The sequence below is a fragment of the Bacteroidetes Order II. bacterium genome (genome assembly GCA_016788705.1).
Classification (GTDB): domain Bacteria; phylum Bacteroidota; class Rhodothermia; order Rhodothermales; family UBA2364; genus UBA2364.
On the sequence record JAEUSQ010000040.1, the window covers coordinates 1 to 20,528 of the forward strand.

The window sequence follows — 20,528 nt, forward strand, 5'->3', positions numbered from 1 at the left end:
ATCCGCACTGCTTCTTCTTTGAACGCCCTGTCATACTTGCGCCGCAACCGGTTCGCACTTGCAGGACTTAATGCTTGTTCTTGTTTCTTCATGACACAATATTAAGTTAGATTTGTGTCCGCCTAAATCAGACCACCTCAAAGGAAGTAGGAAGAATGTTAAGGGGAAAAGAAATGGCCGTATTAAGTTGTGGTTCAGACCATAATTTTAAAAATGGATTCCATATGCCATTTATTGAAAGTGCAAAGTATCTTGGTATGAGATATATTGGGGATGTTCATTCTTGGCTTGAAGATGATGAAATTCCAGAAGAAGTAATACAGAATCTAAATCTATTCGTACATAAGTTATTAAGATAGCTTTCTCCTTCAAAATATTTGTAATACAATATAGTCTATTTTTGAATACGCGGCGTAAATGATGATTATTTAGGTAACGCTTAACTTTAGGCTCGGGTTAAACCTAAAATACATTCCGTTTCTAAGGAGGTTTTTTTGACTGGATAAGGAAATCAATTCCATAGGATCGAAATCATGTATTCTTATTGCCAACGGGGAATTCTATCATAGACAGAAGGAAGTTCTGAAATAACCCCTCGGTCATCAACCTCCATAAACACAAAAGAAATTGTAGTGACCCTTGCATCTGCCTTTACAATTTCCGATTATAGTGGTCTCATTCACCAAAACCTCAAATAAATGTCCCCGAAAGAACCTGTTAGCAAGTCGCGTCGTGTGTTCCTCTCCAAAGCCGCCATCGGACTTGGTTCCCTTATGATTATCCCCCGTTATGTTTTGGGTGGCCCCGGTTACATTGCCCCCAGTGATCGCCTAAATATTGCAGGCGTTGGCGTAGGAGGCCGCGGAAAAGGGATTCTCAAAGGGGCTTCTCAATTGAATGAAAAAACCGGAGAAACCGCAGAAAATATTGTGGCCTTGTGTGATGTGGACGACCAAAATGCGGCCTCTACGTATGCACAATACCCGAAAGCCAATCGTTATAAAGACTTTCGAAAAATGCTGGAGGCCGAACATAAGCATATTGATGCGGTGATGGTAGCAACACCAGACCATACCCATGCCGTTGTAGCGATGGCGGCAATGCGATTAGATAAACATGTTTATGTAGAAAAACCCTTGACTCATAGCATTCATGAAGCACGTATGCTTACAGAAACGGCAAGAGAACGTGGGTTACAAACCCAAATGGGCAATCATGGCAATTCCTCGGAAGACATTCGGAGGGTATGTGAATGGATTTGGAGCGGCGTAATCGGCAAGGTTTCTGAAGTCCATTGCTGGACCAATCGTCCCGTTTGGCCACAAGGGATTTCCCGACCAACCGAAACGCCACCGATTCCTGGCACGCTCGACTGGGACCTTTGGGTAGGGCCAGCTCCCATGCGTCCCTATCACCCCACCTATGTTCCTTTTGGTTGGCGGGGTTGGTGGGATTTCGGGACTGGCGCTTTGGGTGACATGGCTTGTCACATTGTTGATCCGGCGTTTAAGGCACTCAAATTAGGATACCCCACCAGTGTCGAAGCGAGTACCCCATCGGTTTATCAAGCCCCGTGGGCGCCTATCTTGAATAACGACAGTGCACCCGCCGCTTCACTAATTCATTTTAATTTTCCTGCACGAGATCAAATGCCAGAAGTTCGGCTTACTTGGTATGATGGAAATCTCCGGCCACCACGACCTTTAGAGCTGGGAGCAGACGAGCCTTTTGGGGATTGGGATGGCGGGGTTTTGTTTATTGGAGACAAGGGAAAAATAGTTTGCGGGTGTTATGCCTCCAAACCAACCCTCCTTCCGACCAAACTGATGCAGGATTTTAAAGAACCAGCACCAATGATTGCACGGGTAAAAGGCAATCACCAGACGAGTTGGGTGGAAGCCTGCAAAGGAGGACCAGCCCCAAGCGCTAATTTTAACTATGCAGGCCCCCTCACCGAAATGATCCTCATTGGAAACTTAGCCCTGAGAAGCCTGAATACCTTAGAAAAAGTAAAAAATCGAAAAGGAGAGTGGGAAGAGGCTCTTACCGGACGTAAACAACTCCTTTGGGATGCTAAACAATTGCGCATTACCAATTTTGAACCAGCCAATCAATACATCAAGCGGGAATACCGAACGGGTTGGTCGTTGTAATACCCATCCATCGAAGGCCGTTACTCGGAATTACTAGGCTTGATTGTATAAGTTATTTTACGAGGGCGGCCATTTTCTTTGGATTCGCGTGTATAGCTTACCGTCAAAGGGCTATTAAGCATTGCCTGTATGGCTTCTTGAACCTGTCCTTCTGGATGATTTTCCGGAGGCGGAACATTGGCCACGAGTTCCGCCCTTTCCACAGGTTCCGAAATTGCTTGCACCGCTTTCACGTGTGCCCTTTGCTTCCGTTGATCGTCTAATACTTTTTGCACCCGCTTTTGCACTACCCGCTCTACCTCTTTTTGAGAACCCGCCGCATAGCCTTCAACGGTGATTTGTTGTCCCCACTCGGTCTTGGCAAGGGCACGATACATAAATCCACGTCCATGTGGCTGGACGAAAATCTCCAAAAACACATTTTTTGTGGTCGCGGAATCGGGTGGAGACGCATTGGTCTCAGGCTTCTTCTTCAAGGTCATCATCCATAAACTCTAACGGTTCTGCATTCATCGCGGCTTCTTCCAATTCTTCTTCACTCACTGGCTCGATCGTAATGATTTCATCGGCCCGATCTACATCTTCTGGCTTAACCATCACCACAAATCGGCTAAAATCAGACATTTGAATGGGTAATGAAGAGGAAGACATGTCCATAATGATGGCTTCCACACCTTCAGATTCCAATCGGTCACGAACAATTTCGGACTCATATTCTACTTCAGACCAAAAAACGATGGACCAGCCATCAAATTCAATGCCTTGTGCCATATTATTCTCCTAATGATTTATGGGTAGGGTATTACAAAACGGACGCCGGAGCATGTTCGGAAAAAGGTGTTTTGGCGTGTATTCTACGCATGACATACCGAAATGCCAACAGACCAACCAAAACCAAGGGCAACATACCATACCAAGGCAAGGGCAGTTGCTCCATTTTGGAGGGATCAAATCCTTTTTGATGCATCAATGTAGTAGCCATTACCACCGAAAATCCATTATTGACGAAATGTACGACGACAGCAGGCAAAATGCTACCCGTTTTCCAAGTGAGCCAGCATAAATAAATCCCAATGAGGCTTAAAGGGAGGGCTTGTGCATAAGACAAATGGTACAAGCCAAATACCGTCCCCGTTATTACGATAGCCCAAACAGGCGTCATGCTTCGTTCTATTTGCCGCTGTACGTATCCCCGGAACAGTATTTCCTCACAAATCGCTGGGGTTAAAGCTACAGCAAACAAATTAAACCAAATATTACTTTTTCGCAATAATTCCATAATAAAATCTTCACGTATCTTATCCATCTTCTGAACTACCTCTGGTGCTGGAATGAGGGCGTTGAGTTCTGCGGAAAAGGCAATCAACGGATAAATTGCGACCAAGCCAAGAACCGACCACAAAACAGTGGATATGTCCACACTCCGAATCCGGAGAAAATCCAGCCAACGCGAGGAATGACCTTTGGCCAGTAGCAAAGCCGGAATTCCCAGCCCTAAAAACTGACCGATGGTATTTCCAACCAACTGCCCCATCACGTCCTGCTTTAAAAGTTTTTCCACATTCGTCAGGTCGAGCGCATTTCCATTAGACTGTATCAGCAAAGAACCCACCATAAAAATGGCACCCAACACATTAAACAGCAAAAAAAACAAGAACATTGCCAAAATTGCCATTAGCCACGGAGGAAATTTCTGGCGTTCCCAAAACCGATCCAAGGGGATTTTCCCCCCCACTGCTTGGGCGTCGTTTAGGTGCGGTTCCATTGGAACAAATGCAATAGTGCCAGCAGGCACCTCGCTGTCAAAAGGTTGTTCAGGGGTAAGGTTCAACATAGCAATTCTATAAACGATCAACGTGATTGAAGTATTTCAAAAAAGTCCACCCAATCCCCACCAAAAACCTGTACGGGCACGCCGCCGAGCGCAGCACTCAAGTCTTCAGGGGTTTTATTGTCCATAAACAGCCCCTCAAAATTCAAACAATCGGGTGGTAATAACACCAAATCGCCCAGATCCCGGCCTTTGAGGGCAGCCACAAAACATTGGTACGATAGCAGGCCACTCACGGTCACAGGACGACCAAACAATACATTGGGGGCTACCACCACATTTGCAGAAAGTCCCGAAACCCGATTCAGACGTGGGGCAATATGTTTTTTTAAAATAGGTGCAGGCAATTCTCCGGTTACCAAGGTCACGGTTCGAGGGGTTTCCAACGTATCTGGGAATTCCTCTGCCTGAAAGTCAAACTCCGTAACAAAATCCCGACACATACCTACACCGTTTTCCATGAGCGGAAAATCATCGTAACGGTCCATTTCTGGGAATGATGCATCAGCCAAAAGGTATATTTCATCGCTCAGATAAACAAAACGTCGTCCGATTTCTGCATAAAAAGTGTCTTGCCAACCATGAACTTTCGAGATTACGGTGCGAGCATCCTGCTGGGAGAGTGGACGGAGTTGATGAAGGCCCACTCTATGCGCTGTAAGCCCAACAGGGACCACTGCTACGGACTGAATAGCGTCATTTAAGGCATACAAATCATGCACGGTCCGCCACAAGACCTCCCCATCGTTCCAATCCGGCACCAACACAATTTGGGTATGCATCTCGATATCGTGATCCCGCAAAAGCTGCAATTTTTCCATGAGCCTATCGTCGGTTTTATGGCCCATCATTTTATGCCGGATCTCGTTGTCGGTACAATGAACCGAGATATACAGTGGGCTAAGCCTTTGCGTTACAATTCTATCCAGATCCCGTTCCCGCAAATTCGTCATGGTGATGTAATTCCCATACAGAAAGGACATCCGGTAGTCACCATCCCGAAAATATAACGACTCGCGCAGTCCCTGCGGGTTCTGATCTACAAAGCAGAACATACAATCGTCTCCGCAGTGTTTGATCCGAAAGTCTTCTAATTCAACCCCCATTGGCGCAAGGTCACGATTTTCAATCGTTTGTTCAGTCAATAAGCCCGATTTCCGAATTTTGACGTCGAGTCGTTCTTCGGCGGCATAGAACCGGAAGTCTAATACATCTTGAATCGGATGAAAATTAATAGAAACCACCTGGTCTCCGGCTTTCCATCCGGCTAAGTCAGCGACGGAATCGGGTTCTACAGCCTTTATGGTTACCGGCATAGTGTATTACACGTTTAAAAAAATGGCTTCGTCAAGACGAAGCCACAAAATACACCAAAAACGGCCTTTAATGATTTACCAACGATGAAAACCAATAAGGGCTTGCTATGAGGCTGACTCTTCTGGAAATTTATCTTCCTTTATTTCCTCCACCAATATCTTTGCATCCTCCACAGAGTCAGGTTCTAAAGCCTCCAAAAACGCTCCACGGGCTTCATCCACTAATTTTCCAGCTTCGGTCAGGCCAGCGTCCACCAAATTGACGGCGAGGCGTAATGCCGCCCCCCCAATCATAGAAAGACGGCCCAAGGTGGATTCTTCGGCAACCAATTCTTTGAGCCACTCACTGGCAGCTTGTTTCCGTTCCAGATCAGACATAGTGGTTAATCCGGGCTTTCATCCTTGTTTTTTTTAGACTTTTTTTTGGGTTTTGTGTCGTCAGAGGAGGCCATTTCTTGCCCTGCTGTCAGATCCTCCGCTTCTTCAAAATTGGGGGAGGATTTCACCGCTTCGTCAGAAATCGGCACCTCAACGCCCTTGGTATCCGAGTCGTTTGTTTGCTTAAATTTTTCGTCGGCATTGTTCCAACGTTCATTGGTGACAGTCTGATAGGTCTCCGCCATTAGGTTCGTCAACTCCTCAAAGGCTCCAAAAGCCGTCTCGAAGGTGGCTTTTAACAAGAACTTTGATTTTTCTTCTAACGATAAGGCACCGAATTGTTCGAGAACCTTTTCAAAACGTTTTTCTGCCATGGTATATTTCGGCTAAAGTGAAACATGGCCATTTAGACGAGCCGTGACCAGTATGGTTTCAAAATCGGGAATTTCTATGGGCAAAGCAACACGCATCACCGGAATCGTGCTGAAATCTACGGGAAGTTGGTACAATGTTTTTACCGCAGAAGGCATGATTGCTTCACGGATGCGGGGTAAATTCAGGTTGAAGGACAAAGAAACCACCAATCCGATAGCGGTTGGAGACCAGGTGGACCTCCAGATTGAAGTGGATGGCTCTGGCACCATCATGTTTATCCATCCACGATGGAGCAAACTCAGTAGAAGGGCCGCCGGACGAAAAGCCACCATTGAGCATGTGATTGTGGCCAACGTGGATATGGCCTGGTGTGTGCAATCTGTTATTTTTCCTAAGTTTAATCCGGGTTTTATTGATCGCTTTTTGGTCATGACCGAGATCAATGAACTTCCCGCTGGTATTCTTCTTAATAAATGTGACCTTTTGGATGAAGAACTTGCAACCGAAATGGCATGGTGGAAACAGACCTATGAAGACTTGGGGTATCCGGTAATTCTCACCTCGTCGAGCACTGGCGAAGGACTGGAGGCTTTACGGATCGCGTTGCAAAACAAAACCTCGGTGATGTCTGGTCCTTCCGGTGTGGGGAAATCCAGTTTACTCAATGTCTTAGAACCCAATTTAGGGCTTAGAACGGGGGAAATGTCGGATTATACCCAAAAAGGAAAACATACCACCACCCATGCAGAACTTTGGCCGCTTTCAGACGGTGGATATGTTGCAGATACACCTGGCCTACGTGAATTTGGTATCTGGGACCTTTCGCCAGAAGACCTTTCGGGTTTTTTCTTGGAATTTAGACCCTTTTTAGACGATTGCTACTACCCCAATTGTACACATGACCATGAACCGAACTGTGCCATTATTCAGGCGGTGAATGACGGACACATTACACCAGAGCGATATAAAAGCTATCTTAATATCCTTGCTACACTGAAACAGGGACTTAAAGATACAGGAAGATGACCCATCCCCAAATTGTTTTGTTGCGTGGCATCAATGTAGGCGGCCATAAAAAAATTCGGATGAAAGACTTGGCGGTGCAGTTGGAAAATATGGGACTTACCAACGTTCAAACCTATATTCAAAGCGGAAATTTGGTTGTCCATACCCAAGAGTCTCGCCCTACAACCCTTTCCGAACAGATCTCAGCCTGCATTCGGCAACGCTTTTCAATGGAAGTAGAGGCCATAACCCGCACACTACCCGAATTTCGGCGGGTTATCGAGCATAATCCGTTTCTCAGCAATCCAGATATTGATCCTACAAAAATTCATGTCACTTTTTTACAACACATTCCTACGCCAGAGGTAGCCCAATCTTTGACAAACATTCATTTTCCACCAGACGAATTTGTTTGGAGAGAAGGAGAAATTTTCGTCTTTTGTCCGAACGGATATGGGAGAACAAAATTGGAGAATGGGCTTTTTGAACGCCATTTGCGAATAAAGGCCACCACACGCAACCTAAACACCATCCGAAAACTTATCACATTAGCTGCATCGTTTTAATACCCATCTTGTGGGTTTTCAAAGACGTCGGGAGGAATATGGGCTGGACAAGAAACTTGATTGGTCAAGATGGCATTTCCATTTGCCGGACTCACTTTCCGGGTGGAAACCCAAACAGGGCCTTTGCTGCAAGAAAGTTCCTCCCAATCTTCCCAACGATAATACGTGGCCTTCCCATCCCGATTACTCTGAAGAACAAAAGCCCATTGCTGGATTCGGCCAGTTTCCTTATCTACCCAAAACCAATAACGGTCCTTTGGTGTTAACCCAACTTCTCCGAAAGAGGTTGTAAACACTTCGCTGGTAGCCGTGTTGGAGTCAGGGGCCACAGACCGGAATACCCCAGGGTCAAAAAATTTGGTGGCTACGAGAAGCCAATAGGTATCGTTGATGAAACGCCGATAGGCGGTGTCTAATAGGTCTTTCTGCTTCACTTCTGGTACAACTACTCCATTATAATATGCTCTTCCCTGTTGATTTTGAACATTAAACAAAACTGTAACGGTGGTATCACCCGTTTTCTTCCATGAAACACGGTACCGCCCTTCCCATCGGTCCCAAACATGACGAATCGGTGGTGTTTGTTGGCTGTTACGGATCGCCGAAAAAGAAAAAGCCAAATAACGGGTTCCTTCCCATGTCTCCTGTCCCCCAACGGCATTAAAAGACTTTTGTGCAATCCGATCCGCTTCTGTCTCAACCTGTGCGGCAGTCATTAAGGGCCACATAACCCATAAAAGTAGCCATCTTAACCCATTCATTCTGTACATAATTAACTCCATATGATGAAAGAAAATCCCATGATCCAGCAGGCCAACTTTTTTCGTAATATACTGAAGAACCTGTTTTTATTAAATTCAACCCGCTACAACCATGAAAAAAAGTATGCTTCTGCTGGCATTTTTCGTACTTGCCACCAGACCAGATGCCACATTGGCCCAATGTAAAACGTATTTCAGCAATAAGGCTGGATCCGTTTTGACGTATGACATGAAGGATTCTAAGAATAAACCCTCCGGAACTTATAAAATTGAAATTATCAGCGCAAACAAAAATGCAACCGAGATTTCCGCAAAGACATCCTTTACACCCACCAAAGGCCAAGGGTTCTCCTCGTCACCCTATACAGTGAAATGCCAGAATGGTACCATGAGCATGGATGTAAGAGGCCTTATGGCAGGATCGGGCGGACAACCATTTGAAGCAGGGGTACAAGCGTCCTTTGTCGAATTTCCTTCTACGATGAAGGCCGGGCAAATCCTGCCCAATGCAGAAACGACCGTACAATCTAAAATGAACGGAGCCGCCATGGGAGAAGCCAATATCAAAATATCAGATCGTAAAGTTGTGGGGATTGGCCCCATCACCGTTCCAGCCGGAACCTTTAATGCCATTCAAATTTCGTCGGTTCAGGAACTAAAAATGAAAGTGGCTGGCATCTCGATACCCGGTTCAAAGATTTTGGTAAACGAATGGTTTGTTTTGGGGGTGGGAATGGTAAAACAAGAATCGGAGATTAAAGGTGGTATGATGGGGCGCTTGGCCGGAGGAAAATCTACGATGACTTTGACCTCTATCAAATAGGCCAAACTTGGCTGTATAAAAATTGCCTTATGTAGGAAGTTACAGTTTAGCCTTGCAAACCAGATTCGATATAGAGGCAATCTTATTTATTTTTTACAAACTTAGGCTTCCCTTTACCATCATAGAGGGGAGCCTAAGTTCTTTACAGTAAGGGCAATATTATTCTAAGAACCCATTTACTTCCATCCATTTGTCATTGTAGATTTTGGATAGATACCGAAATCCAGAGTCTGGTAACAATACCACAGCCACATCCTCTGGCTTTAGCGTTTTCTGATGTGCTTCTAACCAATGTAGAGCCCCGGCCATAGCCATTCCACACGACCCTCCTACGAACAATCCTTCCTCTTTTGCTAGCCGTCGGGTGTATTGCATGGCCTCTTTGTCTGTCACCCTAACATAATCATCAACCAGATCAAAATCCATATTTCCTGCCAAAATGTCTTCCCCGACGCCCTCGGTGATATAAGGGTAAATTTCGGCATGGTCGAATACCCGTTCATGAAAGTACTTATAATAGACAGAACCATAAGGATCCACACCTATCACCTTCAGATCGGGATTTTGCTCTTTTAGGAATTTTGCCGTTCCACAAATCGTCCCACCAGTTCCTGCTCCAGCGATATAATGGGTGATTTTTCCTTCGGTTTGTGTCCATAATTCAGGCCCTGTGGATTCATAATGGGCTTGGACATTCGACGGATTGTCGTATTGATTGGGATAAATGGAATTGGGAATTTCTTTGCTTAACCTTTTGGCAACCGAATAGTATGACTGAGGATCTTCTGGTGCAACATTGGTAGGACATACAATTACCTCCGCGCCAAGCGCCCGAAGCACATCCAGTTTTTCCTGACTTTGCTTATCGGTTGTAGTAAATATACATTTATAACCTTTTGCAATGGCTACAATGGCCAATCCGGCCCCAGTATTGCCGCTGGTTCCTTCGATAATGGTTCCACCAGGATGGAGCGTACCCGCTTTTTCTGCGTCTTCAATCATCTTAAGGGCAATGCGGTCTTTCACAGAACCACCAGGATTAAAGAACTCCACTTTTGCCAATACCGTACAAGGAATGTGGGTGGTAATTTTATTCAGTTTAACCAAAGGGGTGTCGCCAATTGCACCTAAAATGGATGAATGCCACATAAAGAACTTGAAAGAATGGTTGAAAGAAATTTTGCAGATTGCGATTTAAAATAGTTAATCACAGTCCTTATAAGAAAGTTTCGGCTTGCACTTAATTTTCCAAAATACACTTTGTCTTCCTGAGAAACAACCGTATCATTCAGGCATCCATAAAACCTTTTCAATGCCAAGTTGTCAGGGCCATAAAATTGGCATGATTTTATGGCCCTATCTTTGGATAAACAGCACTTTAACCAGAAACCGATAGACGCATGTTACCATTTTATATGCAGAGTGATGACGATTTTGATCATGCGATCCCCCTGCTGACCGCTGATGAAGAGAAAAAATTAAATGCAGAGCAGTTACCGGATGCCCTTCCCATTTTGGCGCTTAAGAACACCGTATTATACCCAGGCGTCGTTTTGCCTATTACGGTTGGGCGAGATACGTCCCTCAAATTGGTTCGAGAAGCCTATAATGGAACCAAAAAAATTGGGGTTATTGCCCAAAAAGATAGTGAAGTAGAAGTACCCACTGCCCAAGATTTGTATGAAATTGGGACAGTTGCTTCTATTCTAAAACTTATCAAAATGCCCGACGGAACCGTCTCTATTGTTATCCAAGGGAAACGGCGATTTGAGATTCGGGAGTATTTGCAAGAAGAACCCTATCTTGTAGCCAATGTAACCGCCTATGACGAGCCAAAAGAAGAAAACCAAATTGAATTAACGGCGCGTGTACGGTCCATTAAAGACCTTGCAACACAAATCATCCGGTTGAATCCAAACTTACCCAGTGAGGCTGAATATGCCATCCAGAACATAGACTCCGCTTCTTTTCTCATCTATTTTATTGCGTCCAATCTCCAAATTGAAGTGGAAAAAAAGCAGGCTATTCTGGAAACCAAAACACTGATTGCACGCGCAGATTTGCTTTTGGAACATTTGGAACACGAATTACAGGTATTGGAACTTTCGGAAGAAATCCGTAGCCGTGTAAAAACCGATGTGGACAAACAGCAGCGCGAATACATTCTCCGTCAACAGATGAAGGCCATTCAGGACGAACTGGGAGACTCCGAATTTGGCAATGGCGATGAACTCAATGAATTGCGGAACAAACTCTCGGAAAAAGCATTGCCAGAGCATGTCCGAAAAGCGGTTGATAAGGAAATTGACAAATTGGCACGTACCAACCCCATGTCTCCTGATTATAGTGTGATCCGGAATTATGTGGAATGGATTGCCGACTTACCGTGGGACCATTATACCGAGGATCATCTTCAGATTAAAGCAGCCGAGGATGTCTTAAATGAAGATCACTATGGTCTTGAACAGGTAAAAAAGCGGATTCTGGAGTATCTCGCCGTATTGAAATTGAAAGGAGATATGAAAGCACCCATCTTGTGCTTCTATGGCCCACCCGGTGTTGGGAAGACCAGTCTTGGAAAATCCATTGCACGGGCATTAGGACGAAAATTCGTTCGCATCAGCCTTGGTGGGGTACGGGACGAGGCCGAAATTCGGGGTCACCGCCGCACCTATATTGGCGCTTTGCCCGGACGGATTATCCAAGGTCTTAAAAAAGCAGGCACTTCCAATCCCGTTTTTATTCTGGACGAAATAGACAAGGTGGGCAACGACTTCCGTGGCGATCCCTCGTCGGCGCTCCTTGAAGTATTGGATCCAGAGCAGAACAACACTTTTAGTGATCATTATTTAGAATTAGAATACGACCTATCCAAGGTCATGTTTATCGCCACCGCCAATTCCTTGAGCACCATTCCCGGCCCTCTACGCGACCGCATGGAAATCATCGAAATCAATGGCTATACTTTGGATGAAAAATTGGCCATCTCCAAACAATATCTGGTCCCCCGCAGGCTGACCGAAAATGGCGTTGACAATGCTCAATTCACCATAGACGATGACGCCTTGGCCCATTTGATAGATGGCTATACACGGGAATCCGGTGTCCGGCAATTAGAACGCACCATCGGATCTGTGGTCCGTGGTGTAGCCAAAAAAATAGCCATGGAAGAAGTCACGCAAGAACACGTTGCGGCGAATGATATAGAAAAATACCTCGGCCCCGTAAAATTTGAGTCGGATTTGGCGGAACGCACCGGCGTACCAGGTGTGGCGACAGGGCTTGCTTGGACCCCCGTTGGCGGAGATATTTTGTTTATTGAGGCTTCTGTTCACCGTGGAAACGGGCGACTTATTGTTACCGGACAATTGGGCGAGGTCATGAAGGAATCGGCTTCTGCGGCCCTCTCTTGGGTAAAAGCCCATGCCGAGTCTTTAGAAATCCCCTTGGATGCCTTCCGGTATTGGGACTTACACATTCATGTTCCCGCTGGCGCGGTTCCGAAAGATGGGCCTTCTGCTGGCAATGCCATGATCTCGGCCATTACCTCCATTTTTACACAACGTCGCATCAAACACACCGTAGCGATGACGGGCGAAATCACCCTCCGCGGGGCGGTTCTACCCGTTGGAGGAATTAAAGAAAAGGTCTTGGCGGCCAAGCGTGCAGGTATCGAAACCATCATTATGCCGGAGCGCAACCGAAAAGACCTCAATGAAATTAACAAAGAGGCCCTTACTGGACTCAAGTTTCATTTTGTGAAACGGATAGACGAGGTGGTGAAGTTGGTACTTGAAAAGCGCCCCGTCACCGATCCAGCAGAGAAATTTCGTTTGCCTGAAAACGAAAAACCAAGTACAACCGCTTCAAGTACGGAAGTACCCATTATCGTACCGCCAGCGCAGGCTTAAAACATCTAACACGACAAAGGCGGCTACTGCGGGTGGTCGCCTTTTTTAGTGCTTACTGGTGAACCTTATGGCTTCACATAAGTTGCACATTTTTTTACAGTCAATAGATTTCTTCTGTATCCGGATTATCCTATCTTGCCTTCATATATAGTTCCTATCCCATCTGGAACCTTCTATAGGAATCTCCTATTTTTCCCTGATCGTTTTTTCGACAGGCCTCGCTACCACACAATACGCTTATATGATGTCTTCCCTACGGATAGGAATACTGGCTTGCATGGTCAGTATCATGGGTTGTCAGCCCTCTTCCACTACCATACATGAACAATTAAATGCAGACTTGTTGGGCCATTGGACGATGGACTATATAAAAAATGACCAAAATTGTCTATTACGGGACGCAGGCCCCTTAAACCTAACAGGAAAATGCACCGGAAAAACCAAGTTCACCGAAGACCGCTTTGGACAACCAGGGAAAGCCCTCTATTTTGATGGTGGATTGTATGATTATGCACAAATACCACACGATAGGCGCCTCGAACGCATAACTTCCAAAATTACCATCGCCATGTGGGTTTATAATGAACGAAACTCTTCCACCTTTCATCCTAATATTATCCATAATTCCAATGACGGTAGTTTTTTGGTTTCAAAAGGAAGAGACATAGCTGACGGAAGTTGGTATATCTCCACCAAATCCTTGATCCTCCAGCAGCCTTCTACGCCCGATAATGAGAAACATACCAAAAAAGGAAACGGTTTTAAAAACAGCTTAGAAATACCGATGAATCAATGGATCCTTTTCGTAGGCGTCGTAAACGATCGGCACGGTAAGATGTATGTCAATGGAGATGTCTGGTACTTTGGAGCAAATAGCTATGAAGGCACTTATCGTTCTATAGGGAATACGGATCCAATTATTTTGGGTCAAACCCACACCAAGCCTATGGATTGGGACAATGCTTTTATCTATCCTTTCCGTGGCAAAATGGATGAAGTAAGAATTTGGAATAGAGCCTTAAGCGAACAAGAAGTGAGGGCATTATACGAAGCCGAGCGTCCAAGCTCATGGCAAGAATGGCTCCAAGCGCCGGTTTTTAAGTGGGGCGTAGGGTTTGTATTGTTCTTCCTTGCCCTATGGGGTGTATGGTATCGGGGACAGATCAAAGGACGTAGCCAAGCATTACAGGAGGCGGCCAAAGCAACTATGCACATTACAGGAAAGGGAGACCCTACCGATGCGATTTATGTAAAAATTAGGCAAACCAAAGCGACAATCGCTGAGCCAAATAGGCACTACCAAACTGATATGACGATGGCAAATGGACAAACCGAGGAGAACACTGACCCAGAAGTAACTTACCACGAAAATCTCCCTGACTTTTTCAATCCACCTGAACACTTGTCTATCCAAGACCAAAACTGGTATCTTAAAATCATTACAACAATTAAAGCCAATAAAAATACGTCTCCTTTTGGCACGCAAGAGTTGGCAAATGCCTTGAATACGACTACGCGCACGTTGCAACGAGACACCAAACAATTGTTTAACTGTTCTCCGAAAAAGTTGATTGAGATGGTATTAGCGAAGATATAAATACCATTGGTATAAATTGCTTTTTGAGGCCATACATCATTATGTCTTTGGTTTCTTCAATCCGTTCAGACTTTTCTATCCCTCTGCCATTTAAGTCTGTTTGAGCATGGCCGTAAAATATACTGCCTTGAGGTTGTTTATAACAGTGGGTTATGGGATTAATTTTGTGCTATTATAGATCGAAATGAATAAATATATGACCAAAGACCTATTGTCCATCTATTCAAAAGCCCGAAAATGGGGATATGTTGCAGCGGCCAGCAACTCACGATCGCCGCGCGTATCGCCATAGGCATATAAGCAGACCGAAGAAAGCGCCCCCACACAGTCTTCGAGGCGGGCCACTTTTTCCGGCCCCCAACAATTCTTGCCAGCCAATCGGCCAGTTAACCGTTCTTTTATTATTTCGAGCTTCGAGCCACATACTTCTTGAAATCCATTTTCTGCCGCCCAAGGCGTAAGGTAAGCCTCAACCGAGGCACTAACCAAAACCAATCGATGACCCTCTTTTTGGTGCCACCGGATCTTTTCTATCGCTTTAGGGCGCACGATTGAAGGTAAGTATTGTTGTGCAAATTGGCGGCTCATGCTCTGAAACTTTACCGTATCCATTCCGGCAAAAAAATAGTGTAAAACAGCCTCTTTTGCCTTCTGGTTATCCATCAACCCCAGCTTAAACCACACAAATACCGGAAGCAGCCGGATAAATCCTTTAAGAACGGTTCGCTTCGTATGGGTAAACCGAATAAAGTGGTAGAGCGAATCGGAGGTTGTAATGGTTCCGTCGAAGTCGAAAGCTGCTATGGTTTTCATGGTTTAAGGAATTAATGCTAAGCGACTTGCCAACTCCGACGTGAAGCGGTTTTCGGGGTCTGCATTGGCTTTAATTTGTTGCCATTCAAAGGTTTTGGGATACATTTTCCGGAACATTTCGGCAGTCAAGAAGGCGTCTTTCGATAGGTAAAGCCGTCCTCCGGCCTCACTAACCACTTTTTCCAATTTAGTCAATAAACGAGGCGTTTCGGTGCCCATAGGAAAATCCATCGTGAGTGTCCACCCCGGCGTCCCAAAGGAAAGCAATCCCAAGTCTTCGGTGCCCATTTTTTTAAGTACTGATAAGAAAGACGGGCGGCCACTCTCTGCCCCCATAGAAATCAGTTTCTTTAATACAAAATAAGCCTCCTGGTAGGGGATGACACATTGAAACTGCACAAATCCACGTTTTCCATACAGCTTATTCCATCCATTAATAGTATCCAATGGATAGAAAAAGGGGTGGTAGTGCACCACGGCTTCCTTTATCGAACTTAGCTGATGATGAAAAAATGCCTTATTGAACCAGCGCATAGGCTGAGGGTGAAGCAAAACAGAAGGAGCATCCAAGGGCATTTTCCAAGGCGAATCTTCATGAACACGTAGTGGATTCGCCCTTAGCGATGTGGGTAATTCATCTAAAAGAGCAGGTCGCCCCAAAATCAAGTGCCCTCTCCCCAAAGCAGCGCCCTTTGCCAAACAATCCACCCATGCCACCGAAAACGGCCATGAAGCCGCATCTCCTTCAAAAGCCATCATCAGTGATTGAAGGCTGGGTGCTTTAATACGTTTTTGAACAATGTAGGCAGTCTCGATGGGGAGAAGTTGTAATTCGACAACGGTTATGATACCCGTTAGACCTAATCCGGCCACCGTAGCCGCAAAAAGGGGCATACCCGGCGTAAGACGCAGCTCCTCTCCATCTGAACGCATGAGGGTTAGGGCGCTCACAAAACGCGAAATGGAGCCGGAGACCTGGTGGTTTTTGCCGTGTACATCGTGTGCAACAGCACCGCCTAACGTGACAAAACGGGTACCTGGCGTTACAGGAATAAAAAAGCCTTTAGGGACAATAAACCGTAACAAATCCCCGATTGAAAGTCCTGCTTCTACAGAGATTAAGCCTGCATGTCTATCAAAATGAATGATTTTGCGCAGGCGGGTAAGATCTATGCCGACGCTTTCATGGGGCAATGCCGCATCTGCATAACTCCGGCGTAGCCCAATGGGTGTTGCCTTCTCGCGACGATTTCTTAAAAATGCCTGGACTTCTGATATATCCAAAGGCTGCAAAACCGGAGACCACGTTTGGGGGAACCGCCCCCAACCCGACACCTTTTGTTGGAGCATCGTTAAGGGGGCTTCGTCCATTTTACAAATCGAATTTTATGCCTTGCGCCAAAGGAAGGGCTGTAGAGTAATTGATGGTATTGGTTTGGCGTCGCATATAGGCTTTCCACGCATCCGATCCTGATTCACGGCCACCACCTGTTTCCTTTTCGCCACCAAAGGCGCCACCGATCTCGGCACCAGAGGTTCCGATATTCACATTGGCAATACCACAATCCGACCCTTGAGCGGACAAGAAATATTCACTTTCCCGCAAATGGTTGGTAAAGATGGCAGAAGACAAACCTTGAGGTACGCCATTCTGAATCGCCAGCGCTTCTTCGATGGTTTTGTAACGTATCAAATACAAAATGGGGGCAAATGTCTCGTGCTGCACACTTGGGTAGTGGTTTTCCACCTCTACCAGTGCGGGAACCACATAATTGCCTTCCAACGCTTCGCCACCAAATAAGACCGTTCCCCCCTCAGCTTGTACTTCATGCAATGTTTTTTGCATCAGGCTTACGGCCATCTGATCAATTAATGGCCCAATCAGGGTTTCGGTCTCTAAGGGGTTTCCAATCCGCCCACGGAGTGAATGGTACGCATTCAAAAGTTTTTGCCTTACCTCTTCATAGACCGAGTCTTGCACAATTAATCGCCTCGTCGAGGTACACCGCTGGCCACAAGTGCCAACAGCGCCAAAAAGTGTAGCGGGAATGGCTAAGTTCAAATCTGCATGTTCAGAAATAATAATGGCATTGTTTCCGCCCAATTCCAGCAGCGATCGGCCCAAGCGCCGAGCTACGGTTTCTGCTACGGCCTTGCCCATTCGGGTGGAACCCGTAGCGGAGACCAGAGGAATACGAACATCCGAGGCCATTTTTTGTCCGATTTGTGCATCTCCCACCACCACGCTAAACACCCCTTCTGGCAAGTCATTTTCCTTTAACACATCATGAATGATGTTCATACAGGCGATGGCTGTGAGGGGTGTTTTCTCGCTGGGCTTCCAAATACTCACATTTCCACAAACGGCAGCAATCATGGCATTCCAAGACCAAACGGCCACTGGGAAGTTGAAAGCTGAGATAATTCCTACCGTACCTAATGGGTGCCACTGTTCATACATGCGGTGGTCTGGCCGCTCCGAGTGCATTGTAAGGCCATAGAGTTGGCGCGAAAGCCCAACGGCAAAGTCACAAATATCAATCATTTCCTGCACTTCACCCAAGCCTTCTTGGTAAATCTTTCCCATTTCGAGCGTTACCAATGCACCAAGTGCTTCCTTTTTCGTGCGGAGGGCATCCCCGATCTGACGAACAATTTCCCCTCGTTTCGGGGCAGGGACTTTGCGCCAGACATCAAATGCGGCTTGAGCAGCTTGAATGGCACGTTCGTATCCGGCATCATCGGCCATCTGCACAGCACCCAACTCGGTGCCATCAATCGGAGAGAAAATCGTTTTGTACGGGCCTGATTCAGCAGAATAAACGTTACGGCCTGTCAAAACACAAGGATTTTGGCCCGATAATTGAAGCGTACGTAGAATGTCTTGAATGTTCATCGTAGGTAATAGATTAAAAGGGGAAACCATTCTGAGATCGTTTAACCCAAACACACAGCCTTTTAAAAACGACCTTCGCCATCAAGATACCACTAACCCATCACGAAATCTGGTAATTTTCCATTGTGAGTTCGTGATCTTTCCAAAAACCTGGAAATCGTGCCCTTCCGTTAGGTCCAGGGCCAAGGCTTCTTGTTCTTTGATCGGCTTCTTTTTTTGAATGATGCGGGTGGTTTCGCAACATGAGACAACACAAGGAAAGTATTTTTCACTTTGAGTCTCATTTTAGTTAAACGGTCTTGTATTTCGTTGCATCTGAATATTTGAATCTGAAAATGAGATACTGACCCACAACCTACACCACCACCACAATGAACAAACTGACGCTTGATGCAGCAGTGGTTTTTGCCCTTGATACTGCTGAACAAGAACTCCTTTCCGGCGGTATCCGCCGCGCTCGCATAGTTTATAGTAAGCCCGCAAGCCCTTTAGTGGTTTATCGCACCCAACTAAAGCCAGCTCCTATAAATACAGTGCCAGACCGACGTCAGAATGCCATCATTGGCGTGGATGATCAGAACTAATCGGTTCAATACCCAATACACACCACCTAAGCCTCGTTCATTACGGGGCTTTTTTTATTTATGCTCTATTACAATCTGAATGCCGATGATCGAAACGATTTTCCCAAAACCAATACCCACATGAAAAACCTATCCCAAAACTCGGAATTCAGACTGGAGCAAGACCAGATCAAAAAGGTGAAGGGCGGCGTCTCAAAAAGAGTCTTTAGCCAAGTGTCCAAAAGCCTAAAAAATTCAATCATAGGCGCGAAAACATGAGTGTCGCCGCAGACGATTCCCACGAGGCAATCGCTTCTGACAACTAATAAAATGATCTTTGTCAATTGCTCTTTGCAAAAGGTTTAATCAGTCGGTCGAAAAAGTAACGGGGTTTATCGAAAAGCATAGGGGTTCCGCCGAAAGGTTCAAGATGAGCAGGTTACATCACGGTAGTTTTGCATCAGAAATCATCAAGACAAACACTCTTGATTAAAAAGACTACCTTCACAACCTTAATCTCTTGAATAGCCATGAAAAAACTGAACCTCAAAAACGCCGTTAAATTCGCACTCGGAAAAGAAGAAGCCAATACCTCCACTGGTGGCGTCCGGAAAAATGCCGCAGCCTATAACCAAGTTACTTATCGGCAAGTTCCGGATCCGAAAAAGAACAAAAGACGCGAAGGCGGCGTGATAAGCAGCGATTCGCAAAATTAATCTCACATCCAAAGCCCCGGCCAGCCCGGGGTTTTTAGTATCTAATCGTTCCAACGTAGGACCTTTCCCCAGGTGGCCCACACCCGCAGGCAAAACCGCTGCCCCTTAAAAAAGTATAGTGCGCGTACCCACTCCCTTTTAACACACCCTAACAGTCTATCGAAAAACCGTATTGAGTACATATTCTTTTATTTCACCAAGAAATGATAAATCAGAAAAATAAGTGACCATATACCCATCTTATTATACGAAAAGACAATATTTTTATTCATTTTTTACATTTGTCCGAGATAAGCAAAAACACTAAATCGTTTCTCAACTATTATTAAATTGTCAATTAATTCCAAGCAACTGTCTAAGTCACGATAACAAAATGGGGCATCTGTTTTTATATTGTCATTTGCTATCATTTTTGGGATATAAATATTTTTTCTCAAGGTATCATAGTCAAATGTTGAAGCAAATGCTTTTGCATCTCCTCTTGACATAACACGCCCAGTTCCGTGACATAACGAATTATATGTGGCTTCAACTTGGTTCGTCGCTGAAATCAGCACGACATCACCATTCATGTTGGAAGGAACAACTGTTTGTTCTCCTGGGGTTACTCTTACTGCACCTTTTCTAATAATTACTCCTTTTTCTAAACATTCAAAATGGTTATGATTTTTGTCAAGTATGAGACTGAGGTGGTCTGATTTAGGCGGACACAAATCTAACTTAATATTGTGTCATGAAGAAACAAGAACAAGCATTAAGTCCTGCAAGTGCGAACCGGTTGCGGCGCAAGTATGACAGGGCGTTCAAAGAAGAAGCAGTGCGGA

At 45.4% G+C, this 20,528-nt stretch carries 20 protein-coding genes; 8 read left to right on the forward strand and 12 right to left on the reverse strand.

What is annotated here, in order from left to right; genetic code table 11:
* The first annotated feature begins 698 nt into the window (after positions 1-698).
* The gene (locus JNN12_11225; GenBank protein ID MBL7978900.1) at positions 699-2,153 is read left to right on the forward strand and encodes a Gfo/Idh/MocA family oxidoreductase; all 1,455 of its coding nucleotides are present in this window, start codon (positions 699-701) and stop codon (positions 2,151-2,153) included.
* Positions 2,154-2,173: 20 nt separating this feature from the next.
* Here JNN12_11225 and JNN12_11230 read toward each other — a convergent pair whose 3' ends face one another.
* From JNN12_11230 to JNN12_11255, 6 genes are all read right to left on the reverse strand, one after another.
* Positions 2,174-2,629, reverse strand: a complete 456-nt coding sequence (locus JNN12_11230; protein ID MBL7978901.1) for a hypothetical protein — start codon at positions 2,627-2,629, stop codon at positions 2,174-2,176.
* A complete protein-coding gene (locus JNN12_11235) occupies positions 2,613-2,924 on the reverse strand; it encodes a DUF2007 domain-containing protein (protein ID MBL7978902.1) in 312 nt (103 codons plus the stop codon). The genes JNN12_11230 and JNN12_11235 overlap by 17 nt, the downstream gene beginning before the upstream one ends.
* A 31-nt stretch (positions 2,925-2,955) precedes the next feature.
* Positions 2,956-3,987, reverse strand: a complete 1,032-nt coding sequence (locus tag JNN12_11240; protein MBL7978903.1) for a CPBP family intramembrane metalloprotease — start codon at positions 3,985-3,987, stop codon at positions 2,956-2,958.
* A gap of 17 nt (positions 3,988-4,004) precedes the next feature.
* Positions 4,005-5,300, reverse strand: a complete 1,296-nt coding sequence (locus JNN12_11245) for a DUF512 domain-containing protein (GenBank protein ID MBL7978904.1) — start codon at positions 5,298-5,300, stop codon at positions 4,005-4,007.
* Positions 5,301-5,405: 105 nt separating this feature from the next.
* The gene (locus tag JNN12_11250) at positions 5,406-5,678 is read right to left on the reverse strand and encodes a hypothetical protein (protein ID MBL7978905.1); all 273 of its coding nucleotides are present in this window, start codon (positions 5,676-5,678) and stop codon (positions 5,406-5,408) included.
* A gap of 5 nt (positions 5,679-5,683) precedes the next feature.
* Positions 5,684-6,052: a hypothetical protein gene (locus JNN12_11255; protein MBL7978906.1), complete on the reverse strand. Its 369-nt coding sequence runs from the start codon at positions 6,050-6,052 to the stop codon at positions 5,684-5,686.
* Positions 6,053-6,128: 76 nt separating this feature from the next.
* On the opposite strand from JNN12_11255, the gene rsgA reads away from it, so the two are divergent.
* Together rsgA and JNN12_11265 are read left to right on the forward strand one after the other, a co-directional pair.
* Entirely contained in the window at positions 6,129-7,079 is a 951-nt protein-coding gene (gene rsgA, locus JNN12_11260) for a ribosome small subunit-dependent GTPase A (protein MBL7978907.1), read from the forward strand.
* Complete coding sequence (locus tag JNN12_11265; protein MBL7978908.1) at positions 7,076-7,624, forward strand: DUF1697 domain-containing protein; 549 nt, start codon at positions 7,076-7,078, stop codon at positions 7,622-7,624. Before rsgA ends, JNN12_11265 begins: the two co-directional genes overlap by 4 nt.
* Here JNN12_11265 and JNN12_11270 read toward each other — a convergent pair.
* Complete coding sequence (locus tag JNN12_11270; protein ID MBL7978909.1) at positions 7,621-8,385, reverse strand: hypothetical protein; 765 nt, start codon at positions 8,383-8,385, stop codon at positions 7,621-7,623. The two genes, JNN12_11265 and JNN12_11270, sit on opposite strands and share 4 nt — an antisense overlap.
* Before the next feature lie 112 nt (positions 8,386-8,497).
* Here JNN12_11270 and JNN12_11275 point away from each other — a divergent pair, with 112 nt between their 5' ends.
* A complete protein-coding gene (locus tag JNN12_11275; protein MBL7978910.1) occupies positions 8,498-9,208 on the forward strand; it encodes a hypothetical protein in 711 nt (236 codons plus the stop codon).
* 159 nt (positions 9,209-9,367) lie between these two features.
* Here JNN12_11275 and JNN12_11280 read toward each other — a convergent pair whose 3' ends face one another.
* Entirely contained in the window at positions 9,368-10,357 is a 990-nt protein-coding gene (locus JNN12_11280) for a pyridoxal-phosphate dependent enzyme (protein MBL7978911.1), read from the reverse strand.
* A gap of 251 nt (positions 10,358-10,608) precedes the next feature.
* Here JNN12_11280 and lon point away from each other — a divergent pair, with 251 nt between their 5' ends.
* A complete protein-coding gene (gene lon / locus JNN12_11285) occupies positions 10,609-13,119 on the forward strand; it encodes an endopeptidase La (GenBank protein ID MBL7978912.1) in 2,511 nt (836 codons plus the stop codon).
* Between the two features lie 241 nt (positions 13,120-13,360).
* Complete coding sequence (locus JNN12_11290) at positions 13,361-14,716, forward strand: LamG domain-containing protein (protein ID MBL7978913.1); 1,356 nt, start codon at positions 13,361-13,363, stop codon at positions 14,714-14,716.
* Between the two features lie 219 nt (positions 14,717-14,935).
* Here the strand turns inward: JNN12_11290 and JNN12_11295 are convergent, their stop codons facing one another.
* From JNN12_11295 to JNN12_11305, 3 genes are read right to left on the reverse strand one after another with little or no spacing between them, the layout of a single operon-like run.
* A complete protein-coding gene (locus tag JNN12_11295; GenBank protein MBL7978914.1) occupies positions 14,936-15,529 on the reverse strand; it encodes an HAD family hydrolase in 594 nt (197 codons plus the stop codon).
* Between the two features lie 3 nt (positions 15,530-15,532).
* Positions 15,533-16,900 (reverse strand): FAD-binding oxidoreductase, encoded by a 1,368-nt coding sequence (locus tag JNN12_11300; protein MBL7978915.1) that lies wholly within the window; start codon positions 16,898-16,900, stop codon positions 15,533-15,535.
* 1 nt (position 16,901) lies between these two features.
* Entirely contained in the window at positions 16,902-18,455 is a 1,554-nt protein-coding gene (locus tag JNN12_11305) for an aldehyde dehydrogenase family protein (GenBank protein ID MBL7978916.1), read from the reverse strand.
* A gap of 341 nt (positions 18,456-18,796) precedes the next feature.
* On the opposite strand from JNN12_11305, the gene JNN12_11310 reads away from it, so the two are divergent.
* Both JNN12_11310 and JNN12_11315 read left to right on the forward strand, forming a co-directional pair.
* Positions 18,797-19,009, forward strand: a complete 213-nt coding sequence (locus tag JNN12_11310) for a hypothetical protein (GenBank protein ID MBL7978917.1) — start codon at positions 18,797-18,799, stop codon at positions 19,007-19,009.
* Positions 19,010-19,518: 509 nt separating this feature from the next.
* Positions 19,519-19,704 (forward strand): hypothetical protein, encoded by a 186-nt coding sequence (locus JNN12_11315; GenBank protein MBL7978918.1) that lies wholly within the window; start codon positions 19,519-19,521, stop codon positions 19,702-19,704.
* A 275-nt stretch (positions 19,705-19,979) separates the two neighbouring features.
* Here JNN12_11315 and JNN12_11320 read toward each other — a convergent pair whose 3' ends face one another.
* Positions 19,980-20,417, reverse strand: a complete 438-nt coding sequence (locus JNN12_11320) for an RtcB family protein (protein ID MBL7978919.1) — start codon at positions 20,415-20,417, stop codon at positions 19,980-19,982.
* Between the last annotated feature and the right edge of the window lie 111 nt (positions 20,418-20,528).